The 13,860-nt window shown below is 60.6% G+C and carries 16 protein-coding genes; 8 read left to right on the forward strand and 8 right to left on the reverse strand.

Features of this window, described 5'->3' with window-relative positions; all coding sequences use genetic code 11:
- Positions 1-64 precede the first annotated feature (64 nt).
- From FJ319_12485 to FJ319_12500, 4 genes are all read left to right on the forward strand, one after another.
- Entirely contained in the window at positions 65-610 is a 546-nt protein-coding gene (locus FJ319_12485; protein ID MBM3935094.1) for a GNAT family N-acetyltransferase, read from the forward strand.
- 13 nt (positions 611-623) lie between these two features.
- The gene (locus FJ319_12490; GenBank protein MBM3935095.1) at positions 624-1,418 is read left to right on the forward strand and encodes an undecaprenyl-diphosphate phosphatase; all 795 of its coding nucleotides are present in this window, start codon (positions 624-626) and stop codon (positions 1,416-1,418) included.
- Positions 1,419-1,696: 278 nt separating this feature from the next.
- On the forward strand, positions 1,697-2,089 hold the full coding sequence (locus FJ319_12495; protein MBM3935096.1) for a hypothetical protein: 393 nt from the start codon (positions 1,697-1,699) through the stop codon (positions 2,087-2,089).
- Positions 2,090-2,128: 39 nt separating this feature from the next.
- Positions 2,129-2,674, forward strand: a complete 546-nt coding sequence (locus FJ319_12500) for a hypothetical protein (GenBank protein MBM3935097.1) — start codon at positions 2,129-2,131, stop codon at positions 2,672-2,674.
- A gap of 56 nt (positions 2,675-2,730) precedes the next feature.
- Here the strand turns inward: FJ319_12500 and vsr are convergent, their stop codons facing one another.
- The 3 genes from vsr to dcm are packed head-to-tail and all read right to left on the reverse strand — an operon-like array spanning position 2,731 to position 5,042.
- Positions 2,731-3,165: a DNA mismatch endonuclease Vsr gene (gene vsr, locus FJ319_12505; protein MBM3935098.1), complete on the reverse strand. Its 435-nt coding sequence runs from the start codon at positions 3,163-3,165 to the stop codon at positions 2,731-2,733.
- The gene (locus tag FJ319_12510) at positions 3,158-3,883 is read right to left on the reverse strand and encodes a GIY-YIG nuclease family protein (GenBank protein ID MBM3935099.1); all 726 of its coding nucleotides are present in this window, start codon (positions 3,881-3,883) and stop codon (positions 3,158-3,160) included. The genes vsr and FJ319_12510 overlap by 8 nt, the downstream gene beginning before the upstream one ends.
- Complete coding sequence (dcm, locus tag FJ319_12515) at positions 3,876-5,042, reverse strand: DNA (cytosine-5-)-methyltransferase (protein ID MBM3935100.1); 1,167 nt, start codon at positions 5,040-5,042, stop codon at positions 3,876-3,878. The genes FJ319_12510 and dcm overlap by 8 nt, the downstream gene beginning before the upstream one ends.
- 377 nt (positions 5,043-5,419) lie before the next feature.
- Between dcm and FJ319_12520 the strand changes: the two genes are divergently transcribed.
- The 4 genes from FJ319_12520 to FJ319_12535 all read left to right on the forward strand — a co-directional run bounded on the left by FJ319_12520 (position 5,420) and on the right by FJ319_12535 (position 10,455).
- The gene (locus FJ319_12520; GenBank protein ID MBM3935101.1) at positions 5,420-7,537 is read left to right on the forward strand and encodes a hypothetical protein; all 2,118 of its coding nucleotides are present in this window, start codon (positions 5,420-5,422) and stop codon (positions 7,535-7,537) included.
- A gap of 85 nt (positions 7,538-7,622) precedes the next feature.
- Positions 7,623-9,014, forward strand: a complete 1,392-nt coding sequence (locus FJ319_12525; GenBank protein MBM3935102.1) for a DUF1800 domain-containing protein — start codon at positions 7,623-7,625, stop codon at positions 9,012-9,014.
- Positions 9,015-9,025: 11 nt separating this feature from the next.
- On the forward strand, positions 9,026-10,078 hold the full coding sequence (locus FJ319_12530; protein MBM3935103.1) for a 6-bladed beta-propeller: 1,053 nt from the start codon (positions 9,026-9,028) through the stop codon (positions 10,076-10,078).
- A gap of 95 nt (positions 10,079-10,173) precedes the next feature.
- Positions 10,174-10,455, forward strand: a complete 282-nt coding sequence (locus tag FJ319_12535) for a hypothetical protein (GenBank protein MBM3935104.1) — start codon at positions 10,174-10,176, stop codon at positions 10,453-10,455.
- Positions 10,456-10,585: 130 nt separating this feature from the next.
- On the opposite strand, the gene FJ319_12540 is transcribed toward FJ319_12535, so the two are convergent.
- From FJ319_12540 to FJ319_12560, 5 genes are read right to left on the reverse strand one after another with little or no spacing between them, the layout of a single operon-like run.
- Positions 10,586-11,017: an STAS domain-containing protein gene (locus tag FJ319_12540; GenBank protein MBM3935105.1), complete on the reverse strand. Its 432-nt coding sequence runs from the start codon at positions 11,015-11,017 to the stop codon at positions 10,586-10,588.
- Between the two features lie 36 nt (positions 11,018-11,053).
- On the reverse strand, positions 11,054-12,517 hold the full coding sequence (locus FJ319_12545; protein MBM3935106.1) for a hypothetical protein: 1,464 nt from the start codon (positions 12,515-12,517) through the stop codon (positions 11,054-11,056).
- A 33-nt stretch (positions 12,518-12,550) separates the two neighbouring features.
- The gene (locus tag FJ319_12550; protein ID MBM3935107.1) at positions 12,551-12,886 is read right to left on the reverse strand and encodes a universal stress protein; all 336 of its coding nucleotides are present in this window, start codon (positions 12,884-12,886) and stop codon (positions 12,551-12,553) included.
- Between the two features lie 15 nt (positions 12,887-12,901).
- On the reverse strand, positions 12,902-13,162 hold the full coding sequence (locus FJ319_12555; GenBank protein MBM3935108.1) for a universal stress protein: 261 nt from the start codon (positions 13,160-13,162) through the stop codon (positions 12,902-12,904).
- A 12-nt stretch (positions 13,163-13,174) separates the two neighbouring features.
- The gene (locus FJ319_12560) at positions 13,175-13,558 is read right to left on the reverse strand and encodes a universal stress protein (protein ID MBM3935109.1); all 384 of its coding nucleotides are present in this window, start codon (positions 13,556-13,558) and stop codon (positions 13,175-13,177) included.
- Positions 13,559-13,860: the final 302 nt, after the last annotated feature.

Raw genomic sequence — 13,860 nt, forward strand, 5'->3', positions numbered from 1 at the left:
GAGCACCTGAACAAGGCCATGGCCAAAGCGGCCTGATCCACAGACGCTCTCCTGGTGAGATATCTTGCTGCCAATGGGCAGCGCCGGCGCTGCCCATTGGCAGCAAGGCGGAGCACTGTCCAAAAAATCCGACGACAAAACGCTGAAAGAGCCAGAATCTCTATTGACTTCCAAGACAGTTGCTGAAGGCTTCACAATTGAAGAAGTGCTTACGGAGGGCGCGCTGGCGGAGTTCAAACACGTGCTGATCAGCGGCTACGAAATGCCGCCGCAGATGGCCGACGGGTGGGTGCAGGCCGCCCACGCCTTCGGCATCGGCCGCACCCCCTGGAAAATGTACCTTGGCCGGCTGGACGGCGAGCCGGTCGCGACGAACATGGTCCTTAACGGCGGCGGCGTGGCCGGAGTCTACGGCGTCGCCGTGACGCCGGGCGCGCGCGGGAAGGGGATAGGCGGCGCCATCACGCTCGCCCCGCTTCTGGAGTCCCGAGCGGCCGGCTACCGTTACGCCGTGCTCTTCTCCAGCGATATGGGCATCCGCGCCTATGAGCGCATCGGCTTCCACGACTGCGGCGTCCGCATCAACCGCTACCTCTGGCGGAACACGTGAGGGCCGAACCCGAATGATCTCCATACTCCACGCTGTCATCCTCGGCATCATCGAGGGCGTGACCGAGTTCCTCCCCATATCCTCCACGGGCCATCTTATCGTCGCCTCAGAGCTGCTCGGGTTCCAGGACACCGACGGCACGTTCGAGATCGGCATCCAGCTCGGCGCGGTCATCGCCGTCATGTGGTTCTACCGCGTGAACCTCATCGAACATGCCCGCACGCTGCCCAGCAATGCATCTGTGCGGCGCTTCTGGGCAGGAATCGTCCTCGCGTTCATCCCGGCGGGGATTATCGGCTACCTCTTCTCAGACTTCTTCACCGACAACTTTCTCAACCCGCAGGTCGTCGCCGTCTCTCTCATCGTCGGTGGGGTTATCCTCTGGCTGGTGGAGATGTTCCCGCGCAAGGCGGTGACGCACGAACCGAACGACATCTCGATCCGCCAGGCCGTGACGGTCGGCCTTATCCAGCTATTCGCGTTCATCCCCGGCATGTCCCGCTCCGGCTCCACGATCGTCGGCGGCATGCTCGCCGGGCTGGACCGCAAGACCGCCACTGCCTTCTCCTTCTACCTCGCCATGCCAACGCTAGGCGGCGCCACAGTCTACGCGCTCCTCAAGGACATCGACAACGTCCTCAACTCAGCGCTCGCGGAGATCCTCGTCGGCATCGCCGTCTCCTTCATCGTCGCCCTCATCGCCATCAAGTGGCTCCTCCGCTACGTCTCCCGCAACAGCTTCAAGCTCATGGCCGCGTACAGGGTGATCGCCGGCCTGGCCATCCTGGCAATCTTCGCAAAATTATGAATGATGAATTAGGAATGATGAAGTGAACAGCCTGGCCTCTGGATCGGACATTCATACTTCATAATTCATCCTTCATAATTCTCCCTGACACTCCGCCCCATCGCGCGTTCTTCATCGCGGGATGGGGGACACGAGTGGGGTGCAGGGCGGGCGGGACCGCGGCTGGCTCCGGTGCCAGGCTCAGACGCGGCCCCCCTCGCCCTCGCGATTTTCTCTCGTCTTCGTTTGGCTGACCGCTCACTGCCCACTGCTCACTGCCATTTTTCACGGAGGTCCACATGCGTCCTAAATTCGTATCCGCCGCCGTCGCCGGCATCGGCGTCCTCGCCGTCAGCGCCGCCGCCCTCTACCTGGCCTCCTCCGGCGTCCAGGCCCAGAGGGCCGGCACGCCCGACCAGAAGCTCTCCACTAAAGGCTTCCAGGTAGAAATCACAGCAGAAGGCGGCAAGGAAGTCGATACCGCCTGGGAGAGCATCTCCGGCGGCGGCGAGGTCCTGGCCCGCGAATCCACCAACTCGCCCGGCCACAAGTACGTCGATACTCTCACCCTGCGCGGCCCCGTCACCGCCAGCCGCAAGAGCGCCGTCAACGCGCCGCAGGACGAGATACTCACGGCCGGCAGATTCAAGGTAGAGATTGACGGCGCGCCCATAACAAGCTCCAACATCTAGTCCGTCCACGTCGAAGACCTCACCATAGACGAGCGCGAAATGACCACAGGGGCAGATTGGGACTACCGACTTTACGCCCCCGGGCAGCCCCACTACGGCAACATCACACTTCGCGCCCGGGTGGGCAAGGACAGCAAAGAGCTCTACCAGTGGTGGCTGGACACGTCGCGCGGGCAGGGCATCCGCAAGAGCATCAGCGTAATACTCCTGAAGCGCGACGGCACCGAGGCCCGCCGGTACAACTTCCACGAGTGCTTCCCGACCCGCTACACGCCCTTCGAGTACGACGGCGTCAGCGGCTACGCGCTGGAGACCGCGGACCTGGACTGCGACGGCCTGGACGTGCGCGTGGACGGCAATCGCAAGGCCCTGCTGCAGTGGATCACCGAGGTGGCGCGCGGCAAAGACATCCGCAAGACCATCACCGTCACCGAGATCACCCGCGACGGCTCAACCGCCGGCCGCACCTACAACTACGTGGACGCCTTCCCCACGCGCTACACCTTCCCGCGCCTGGACGCCGGCTCAACCGCGCCCCTCTATGAGGAGATCGCCATAAAGCCGATAAGGGTGGAGATGAAGTAGGGGAGACAGTCAATCTACGAAGAAACGGACTCGGGCGCGCCCGAGTCCGTTTCTTTTCATTTCCCGATTTGCCTGCCTTGGCTCGCCGTCTTTATCGCCATAAGGACACTGACAAGCTTCTCTACGCCTTTCTCCACCTCGCACTCCCAGATGACTTCGACAAGCCAATGTTGCGATCTAAGTCTATCGTGATTGATGCGGTCCCGAGTTTGGTTCTTCTGTATCTTCGCCTGCCAGTATTCGGAGTTGGACGAGGGCATTCGAGAGCGCCGACAACCGTGCCAGTGCCACAAACATCCCTGAACGAAAACGACAGTGTTGTAACGCCGAAGGACTATATCTGGCTTGCCCGGCAGGTCGGCAGTATGGAGACGGTAGCGGAATTTTGCGGCGTGTAGGCCTCGTCGGACAACCATTTCGGGCGACGTTCCTTCAGATCGCACCCGGCTCATTACCCAACTTCGCCTGTTCTTAGTAATGTTGTCAGGCATCACCCTGGGTTTCCGCCTCTTCGTAGTGACCTGGTTCCGGCGGCCCTCCAGCATCTTTCAAACGGACTTCGGCTAGGTGCCTCAGACGTGTTGCCTGGACTAACAGAGTGTTTCGCAACCCCGGCTTTACCGATCTTTGGCTAATGACAGCGGCGAGCTTGGCTATCGTCTCCGCCCGACGAGCTATTCTGACATCGGCATGTTTTCGCCGTGTGTAAATTGGCTCGGGGACAATCCTGGCGCGCAGCGAAGGCGGCAGCGCCATGATCTGGGTCGGCGCAATTGGGACTTCGTTTAGAACCGCTTGAAAGATTGAGCCCGTAAGCACTTTCTTGAAGACCGTATACTCAGCCGAGTTGAGCGTTGCTTTCACCATCTTTGCATCCCGAGCCGCGCCTTCTAGCTCCCACAGTGGCCACATTTCAATGTCAGCTACTTCGAAGGGATCAAGCACATGCATAGCGACGGCGTCTGTCCGCTGGTTGGTCAAGTGCCGTCGGATGCGGACTCGAAGCTGTTCCGCCGTTTGGCCGACATATATTGGCTCTCCATCGTAGTCATAAAACGCGTAGGCGCCGAAGCGTGCATTGCTGACCACTCTCCCAGCGTCGTCTGGGATGTTTAGAACGCCCTCCAGTTCTTTAAGAATCGCACCGACTTCCTCAGGCGGGTTGGCCCGACGTCTGACGCGCTTGAGAGCTTTATCGTTGCTAACCATACTTCAGCAATGACTCCGTCTGAGAGTTGCCCGACCGCTGACCGAGAAGAGGCTTCAGGTAATGTTCGGCCAACCACGAAACAACGGGGACACAGACGGCATCTCCCAAGGCGAACTTGCCTTGGCTTTCGGAAACTCCTGGCAGGCTGAAATCCGGCGCTCCCTGCAGACGAGCATATTCCCTTGCTGTCATCCAGCGTACTCGGATCTGATCGTTCCCGGCCTCAACAACAGCTTGCTTACTGGACCCACCGCGCGCGGTACGCAGACAACCACTTAGTCGGTCGGCTCTGATTTCCCATACGGCGACTCCGTGGCGCGTCCTCCGGTATGCCGTGGCGTGAACTTCTGTCGTCGACTGTCTCATCAAAGCGAGGCGTTTAGAATTGATTTCACTCAATGATCGCAGGAAGCCATCTTGGCGCGACGTATCCCACCATATCTCGTGGTTCGGGTGGAACCTCTCAACTATCTCTGAAACAGACGTGATGGCTGACTTCGGAAGCGCCGGCAACGCCGTAGCGGCTAAGTCGAGTTCTGGATGCTTTCGAGCGAAGGAGAACACCCACTTCGGTCGTACTTCAGATGGGAGCCATTCGCTGGAGCGAACTCGCCCTCGCTCCGAGGCCACGATGAACAGGCGAGGGCGACTTTGAGGGACGAATTGCTTGGCGTCCAGCGTCAAGATATCGCAAACATATCCCAATTCGTTCAGCGACGCGATTGTGGATCGTATGTCGTCGCCCGACTTCGATGTTGCGAACCCGATAACGTTTTCCAGCAGAACGCCTGCCGGTTTACGCGGACCCATTTCGCGAATCACTCGGAGGAATTCCGATAGAACACCCGATTGCGAACCCTCCAATCCGGCTCTATTTCCGGCCAAGGAGAGATCGGTGCAAGGGAACGAGGCGGTCGCTAGTTCGACGTCCGGGATATCGGCGCCTCTCAAATGACGGATGTCGCCGCAGATAAATGGAGAAGGGCTGAAATTCGCCGCGTAGATGCGCTCTTTGGTTGGGTCGATGTCGTTGGCGAAAACCACCTTGAACCCGGTCTGCTCTAGGGCCATTCGGACCAAGCCTACGCCAGCAAAGAACTCAGCAACGCGGGGAGCCGTCGCTGCATCTCGTGACGGTGGCCATATTGTCAGGCGCATCTGGTCGCGAATGGCAGGCTTACTGATAGTAATCTCCGAATGCGCATGTGGACTTGAGCTTTGGTGGTCAATGGGTACGGGGGTAGTCCTGGGGGTTTGGATACCAGATAGGGAGTCTTTCGCTCCATGCGTCTCTCTCCTGGTGACTTCCGGCAAAGCGTAGAATACTGCCAAGCATGTTAGCCGATTGACCATCCAAAGTCACGCCATCACTAGTTTCACGGAATGGCACATATGTGCTGCAATTGTGACAGTATTTTGAGCCGGTGGCAGGCTCTCGAGGCACCCAGCGGCCCGCGCCCGAAATGTCCGCAAATGTCCGCGCCCTCAAAAGAATGCATTGGTTGGACATTCGTATCTGAAACCATGTCCGCTCCATATCTGCGCCATCCCGCGCCAGGCCCGGACACCCCGGACATCGCCGTCACTCCGCCCCCGGCTGTTCAAGTCACTACTCACTATTCCCAATTCACTATTCCCAGTTACACTGGACTCAGAGGGGAGGTGCGGGGTATAGGCAAGCAGCAGCAGAGGCAGGTGGGCGCGCAGCGGCCGTTCGCGGTGGGCATTTCCGGCTCGTACGGCGGGATGAACCTGGGCGACGAGGCGATCCTGGGCGCGATGGTGGCGGAGCTACGCGCGATGCTGCCGGTGGAGATCACCAAAAGCCGGAGGATACTCTCGCCCGCCACAAGGTGGAACGCGCGGTGCCGGTGCGGCAAATGTCCCGCGCGGAGGTGCTGCCGCAGATACAGCGCCTGGACCTCCTGGTCCTCGGCGGCGGCATCCTGTACGACACCGATGCCCCCACCTACCTCCGAGAGGTCAACATCGCCCACGAGCTGGGCGTGCCGGTCATGCTCTACGCCATCGGTGCAGGCCCCCTCAAGAACACGTCGGTGCAGCGACAGGTCCGCGAGGCCCTCGATAAGGTTGCCGTCATCTCCGTCCGCGAGCGAAACGCCGCCCAGGAGCTCGAGCGCGCGGGCGTCACCGCGAACATCACCGTCACAGCCGATCCCGCCCTCCTCCTGCAGCCGGAGGCCGCGCCGGACAACGCACTGGAGCTGGAGGGCATCCGCGCGCAGGCCGGCCACAGGCTCGTCGGCATATCCGTCCGCGAGCCCGGCGTCGCCGCGCCTGACCTGGGCGAGTACGCCTACCACGACATGCTCGCCAACGTCGCCGACCAGTTCGCTGAGGTGGTCGCGCGGGGAAAAAAGGTTGGAGTCCCGGTCTTCCCCAGCCTCAAGCTACAGGACCCCGTAGCCCAGTTTTCGGAGCGCTGCGGTCGCTTGAAGTGGGACCGCGGCATCGAGGTCTGCCTCGGCGGACCCGAGGACGCAGAGGACCGGTGGCACTATAACTTCGCCCTTAAAGAGGTCCGCGACTACAAGCTGGCGATCATGCGCGAGGTGCTTGAAGAGTACCAGCCCGAGGGGCTGGAGCTGGACTTCGTATTCACGCATGCCCAGTTCTTCAGGCGGGGGGGGGAAGAGGAGAAGCAGACCCCGACCATGACTGCGTTCGTTGCGGACGTGCGGCGCCTGGCCGACGAGGCGGGCAGGAAGCAGGGCAGGCGCATCCCGGTTATGGCCCGCACTTACCACTCGCGCGAGCTGAACCTCAATAGCGGCATGGACGTGGAGCGCTGGCTGAAGGACAAGAGCGTCGATTACATCGTGGGCCAGATCCCCGGCTCCTGCATGGAGACAGCGCCGGCGGATATCGAGTGGATGGCGGGATCGGCGCGCTCCGCCGGGGCGGCCGCGTACATCCGGCCTCCGAGGCGCGTTTACGATGACTGCACGGTCTTCCCGTCAGTGGAAATGCTGCGCGCGCTCGGCCAGACGCTGAACTACCACGGCTTCGCCGGCATGTACCTGGGATACCTGCCGTGGCCGTTCAGCCAGAAGGAGATGCAGCTCCTGCGCGACTCTGCATACCCGGAGATAATGGAGCGACAGCCGAAGCTGTACTTCCTGGCTCCCCGGGAGGGCGAGCCGGACGGCGAGACGACCACGCCGGCGCGCCAACTGCCGGCGAAGCTGCAGGAGGGCAAGACGGCCAAGGTGGACATCTTCGTTGCGGACGACCTTGAAGCCGCGAAACGCGACGGCGAAATGCGCGAGCCGCTGCTGACCATTCGTTTCGCCGACTACTGCGTGGATGACGAGGTGGCCATCCGCTTCAACGGCGTTGACCTGCCGGTCGAAAGCGCCGAGGTGACTCACTACAGGGGAACACGCATAGCCGCAGACCTGCCGGGGCCTGTCCAGGCGCCGAAGGGCATGACGGCGCACTGGTTCAGGTACCGGCTACCCATCGGGTTGCTCAAGCGCGGCAACAATGCGCTTGAGGTCACGGTGCTGAAGGCATCCCCAATGGCCACGTTCAAGCGGTCCATCAACGGGGTGGAGATTCTGACCCGGTACAAGGACTTCGAGCGCCCCCTCGGCTTCGGCGTGGAGCACACGAGTCCCGGCGAGGACTGACTCCGCCGACTCTATTGAAATTTGCCCCGCTCACTGGCAAAATGGTCAACAGAACGCCCTCTAACGGTCACGTGGGGAGGAAAGAATGTCGGAACGCGATCTCTCGTTGCACGCACATCTCCTGCGCCGCGCGGGCTTCGGCGCCCGCATCGATGAGCTGGAGAAGATCTCTAAAAAGCCGTATGAGCAAGTCGTGGTAGACCTGCTTAACCCGGAGTCCCAGCCCGATATCGAGTGGGATATCACCCAGCGCTATTACAGCACCGGCAACCATGGTTGGAACACATCCTGGTGGCACAGAATGCTGAACTCGGAGCGGCGGCTGCAAGAGAAGATGGTCATCTTCTGGCACTATATCTTCGCCACCGGCTTGTCAAAGGACGGCGCTTCTCCCTCTCACTACGACCAGATCGAGATGTTCCGAAAGTATGGTATGGGAGACCTGAGGACGCTGCTCATCAAGCTTTCCCAGGACCCGGCCATGATCTTCTGGCTGGACAACAATGAGAACCTGAAGGACGAGCTCAACGAGAACTATGGTCGAGAGCTTCTTGAGCTATTCTCCATGGGCGTCGGCAACTACACGGAAGGCGATGTGAAGGGCGCCGCCCAGGCCTTCACCGGCTGGACTTTCTCAACGCCGCTCCTGGAGATCGCCACGAAGGACCAGGGGTATAGCGCCGGGTTCGTATATGACGCCACCCAGCACAATGACGGCGAAAAGGCCTTCCTCGGCCACAACGGCAAGTTCAACGGCGAGGATATCGTAGACATCATCGTTAAGCAGCCCGCAACGGCCCGCTTCATAGCCCGCCAGATGTACGCGTTCTTCGTCGCGGACGAGCCCGCGGTTGCAGCGTGGAACGAGATACCCCCGCAGGACCCGAAGGCCATTGAGGCTTTGGAAGAGGCGTATTTCAAGTCTGACGGCAACATTACGGCGATGCTGAGAGTGCTGTTCAACTCGGACTTCTTCAAGGACGCCAAGTTCAAGCGCGTCAAGACTCCGCTGGAGCTGGTTATGGGCGTCTACAAGCTCACTGCTGAGCACCAGTTCCCCAGCCCGGGCTATCCCGACCGCCGGGCCGCCATCCACCAGATGGGCCAGGGCCTTCTGAACCCCCTCACCGTGGAAGGGTGGCCGCGGGGCATGGGCTGGATCGATGGCGGCACGCTCAACAACCGCGTCAACAGCGCAGTCGACATGATTGACGATGCGAACACGCCTGGCGTGAAGATGATCGTTTCCCGCCTGTCGAAGCTGGGTAAGGTCACACCGGAGCAGCTCGTGGACAAGTGCATCGAGTTCGTCGCCCCGGCACCGATCCGGTCGGAGACTCGCAAAGGCCTGCTGCAGTACGCCGAGTCAGGCGGCGTGCTCGACTTCACTGACCCGTCGAAGAAGAAGGAGAACGAGGCGCGCGTCCTGCGCACCGTCCAGCTCATCGTTGCGACCAGAGAGTACCAGTTCGTGTAACGGAGGACCCGATGACCCGCCCTTATGCAGTTCTGCGCGCCGGCTATCCTTATGTGAAGACCATTGGCGCGCGTTCCCGGACAATCATGCCCGCAGACGTGGCGATAGCGGACGACGGCACGATCTACGCCCTGTGCCAGGGAAGCCACTACGGCAAGGGCAAGTCCGGGCCTATCTACATCACTAACATCAACGATGAGAACCTGGGCAGCTTCGCCTGGCGAAACCTCGAGTTGCCGGTCAAGCACTGCGAGTACCTGTGGCCCTGCCAGATAGTCCTGGACAGCAGGGGCATACTCTACGCGTCCGACCAGGCCGTGAGCTTCCTGCAGATGTATACGCGCGACGGCCACTACCTCGGCCGAAAGGGCGGGGAGGAGGGCAGCGAGCCCGGCGAGTTCAACCGCCCATCGGGCCTCGCTGTGGATGCGGAGGACAATCTTTATGTGGTGGACTCCCTGAACCATCGCATACAGAAGTTCGACAAGGACGGCCGGTTTATCTCCATGTTCGGAGAGTTTGGCTCGGAGCCAGGCCAGTTCAACATGCCGTGGGGCATCCACGTCGACAGCGAGCACGACGAGATCTACGTGGCGGACTGGCGCAACGACCGCGTCCAGGTCTTCGACACTAACTGGGAGTTCCAGTTCCAGTTCGGAGAGTCCGGCAGCGGCAAGGGGCAGTTCCGCCGGCCAACCGGAGTTGCCGTGGACAAGGACGGCGACATCTACGTGTGCGATTGGGGCAACAAGCGGGTGCAACTCTTCGACAGGAAGGGCAAGTACCTGATGCAATTCCTGGGCGACGCCACCATCTCCAAGCTGCAGCTTGAGCAGATGCTCAACCGCCTCTCCGCCAAGCAGCGCCGCATCCGCGAGGAGGCAGACCTGGAGCAGGAGAAGTTCTTCGAGGGCATAAAGTCCGTCAGGGTAGGCAAAGACGGCCTCATGTACGTCCCCGACTTCGAACACTACCGCATACAGATATACAAAAAGGAGTCGTACCCCCTGACCGAGCAGCAGATCCTGCCGCCCCTCAAGGTGCCCACTCTGAATCCGAACTGAGGCAGGTGTTGGGTATTGGGTGTTAGGTGTTGGCTCGGACCTAAAACCTAACACCCAACACCCAACACCCAATACCGGCCCCCCCGGAGGTCCCCATGCGACCGTATGCAGTGCTTCGCGCCGGGTTCCCATACCTGAAGACGCTGGGCAACCGGATGCTCCTGCCAACGGACGTTGCCATAGCGGACGACGGCATGCTGTACGTCCTCTCCCAGGGTAGTCACTACAGCAAGGGCAAGCCGGGGCCGATTACGATCCCGGACCTCAACGTCGACCACCACGGCAGCTTCGGCTGGCGCTGCCTGGAGCTTCCGGTCAAGCACTGCGAATACCTCTGGCCATGCCAGATAGTCCTCGACAGCCGACGCGTGTTGTAGACTTCCGACCAGTCGGTCAGCTTCCTCCAGAAGTACACTCGCGAGGGCCACTACCTCTTTCCAACTTCGCCCGCGACTGTCAGATCGATAGCCATCGGACGTCCTTACGAGACACGTGAGATAGCGAGACTCAGGGAGCCTTGGGCGTCAGGGCAGAGACGGCCTCTTCTACGCCCGTGAAAATCGTGATGACCTGGTCAACGCGTGTCAGTTTGAAGGTCTTGTGTACTGACGGCCGGACCTGGGCCAGGCTGACGGAGCCGTTGCGAAGCTGGGCATGCTTGTATCCTGTCAGGACAACAGACAGTCCCATGCTGTCCATGAACCCAACGTTCTCCATGTCAATCACAACCCTCGTCGCACCGGCAGTCAGGAGGGCGTTTATCTGCTTGAGGAGCTGCGGGCTCGAATTCGCGTCCAGGTCACCGTCAAGGGTCACTAGTGTGACGCCGCCTTCTGTCCGAGTCTCGATCTTCACCTGTCCTCCGTAGGGTGCATGCCGGGTCTGCAGGCCCGGCGGACTATCTGGCCGTATGTTCCGGCAAGCCGCACGGCCTGTCAATTGCTCAAAACACGGTTGTTTACCGTTCGGTCTTTCTCAGTCAACCCAAAACGAGTACAGGCTCGCGTCCTTCAAATGGAAGCGCAGCGACACGGGCTGCCGCAGCTTGTACTTGAACGCGTTCCAGTTCGAGCCGCCCGCGTCCTCAGGTCTGTCCGTCGCATGCACCAGGTCGCGGCCCTGCCACTTGACAACATAGTCCGTCGAATCCGCGGATATTGGCGTGCATTCCGCCCGAGTATATCCCGGGATAGGCTTGGCGTACCTGTCGAGCACTTCCACTTCCAGTCTCCCCTTCGCCCCGGTGACGTTCACGTGGAGCTTCGACCCCATGAACGTCACCGCCTTCGTCGTCAGCGCGCCTTCGCCCCGCTCCGGCGCCACCGCCACGAAGCCATCTCTGCGCAGCTTCGCAAGCCCTATGGCGTACGCCCGCTTCTCTCCATCAATTACATTCCCCGCCCAGCCCTTCACAGAGCCGCGTCCGAGGTCTTTGACTTTGGTGGCGTCGTAGATGTTGTGGGGGATGTTTGCGCCGGAGTAGTAGAGCCATAGCTCGTCGCCTCTAGGTATCAGCTTGCAGCCGATGGCGACCTTCGAGTCCCATGCGCCTTTGGGGCCGAGTGGTGCGAATTTCTGCGCGCCGAAAGGCTTTGACCACGAGATGCCGTTGCGGGAAAAGGCGAATATGGTGTCTCTCGACTGGTCGAGGAACTTCGTATCGTTATGGTAGACCCAGATGAAACCTACGTATGCATTTTCGTACGTAGCTACGCACATGCGGTAGTACTCGTCTTCCGGCGCGTCCGTGTCATCGGGCACGACGGTGCTTATTGGGTTGCTCCAGTCTACGAAGTTTTCTGTGGAAACCCACGCGTTTGTACGCTTCATTGGGTTGAAAAACTCCGTATTCGGGCGCATGTAGGCTACGTATTTCTGGTGCCTTGGGTCCCACCCGAGTACGTATTGCCCATCCGTGAGCCCGTGGCTCAACGGCATCACGGGGTTTTTCGGGCTGTCTTTCCAGTGAATGCCGTCCGGGGAATAGGCGAGCATGTGGCCCTTGCCGCCCCAGGGAAAGCCCTTGCCGCCGTCCGCGGAGCCCCAATAAATACCCTTGTACCGCCTTGAGGGATCGCTCTCCCGGTGGTCTTTAACGACGCTGAGGTTGCGTCCGCGATTGACGAGGTTGTTTTGCTTGGATCCGCCGTGGGCCATGATGCCCAGCACCGGCTTCTCCCAGTGCAGCCCGTCCCTTGAGGTGGCGTAGGCGGTGCCGCCGTCCACGTCGTACCAGGCCTTGAAGAGCTTATCGTCCTCGTCATAGTGGAGCGAGTTGCCGATGATGATTGCGTGGCCGTGCTCCCATGGCATATCGCCCTCAAGCACCGGCCGAGGCTGCTTGACGGGCTGTTGCAGCGAGCGTTTGACGCCGTCCATCCGCTCGATGAGATGGGTGTCTATGAATAGCTGCCTCTCGGGACCGATATGCTCAGGCAATGGGGCAACCTCCGCGTTTGATTTTGCGACTGTTCAGGACTTCTTGCTAGGTACGATAAGGACGGGGTCGCGGGAAGACCTTACAAGCGTCTCGGCCACGCTGCCCATGAGCCAGCGGGTGAAGCCTGAGGCGCCGTGGGTCGTCAGTACCACGAGGTCCTGCGGATTGGCTTCTGTGTAGGCTACGATCGTCTGGGCCGGCGGGCCGCTGAGAATATTGATCTCGGTTTTGACGCCAGAGGACTTCAGCCTCTTCGCTACGCCATCGAGGTAGGCGGCGGCCTCAGCCTTCACCTTGGCTTCTGCGGCGTGGCGGTCTATGACCGGGTAACCGCGGCCGCCTGAGACGGCGGCGTCTTTGAGCGCCATGCCGTAGTAGTAGTCTTACAGGTTCACGACGCGCAGCAGCGATACGGTGAGTGAGAGGGCGGCTGCAATGCGCTCGACGTACGGAAGGGCCTGCTCAGCGACGGTGGAGCCGTCCAGCAGGAGCGTGATGCGCTTGAAGCCGGAGACCGCGTCATTGAAGTCTGCCGCGCGCTTCGGGGTGATGGTCAGTACGGGTACGCGAGAAGCGTGGATTACCTTGTCTGTTACAGAGCCGAGGATGCCCCGCGCGATGAAATTTCTCCCGTGCGTGGACATGGCGATTAGGCCTCAGCCTTCCTGCTCTGCCACGCGGATGATCTCATTTGCGGCCGGCCCTGTGACGGCCATGGTGCGAACTTTGATGCCGGAGGCGGTGAGAACGTATGCCATCGCGTTGAGCTTTTCAACGGCCTTTTCCTCCTCAATCCTGTTCAGGTGGGCGGCCTGAGCCTTGAGGAGCATTTCCGGGGGAAACGGCTTGCCGGGGAACATTGAGGGCTCGACGGCCAGAGGCCAGGGGTCGTCGATGGCATTGGGGTCCACAACCTTAAGCAGTATCACTTCAGCCTTGAGGCCGGTGCACAGGTGGGTCACATAGGGCAGGATTCCTTTGGCGACCTCTGAACCGTCGATCGGGACCAATATTCTTTCCAGCATAGCGTCGACCTCCAGCGGAGCGTGGGAGCGGGCCGCCGTGGGCCGCTCTCCGTTTTAGCGCATGTAGTATATGTCATTCTCGGCATATTTGCAGAAAATGTGTGATCCTATGGACTGGCAACGGCTTTGTAAGGCGGCTACCATGGTTTTGAAAAATCATCAAGTTTTTGAGGAGTGCCCATGGCCCCCAAAAACGGTGTCCGCAATGTTCACACATGCTCTCGAAGAACGGGCACTATGCCAACGGCCGACAGCGCTGGTTCTGCCCAGCGTGTAGGCGTTCATTCTCGTGGCATTATGCCGGCTCTCGGCACAAG

Source organism: SAR202 cluster bacterium, from assembly GCA_016872355.1.
Taxonomy (GTDB): domain Bacteria; phylum Chloroflexota; class Dehalococcoidia; order Lucifugimonadales; family VGZY01; genus VGZY01.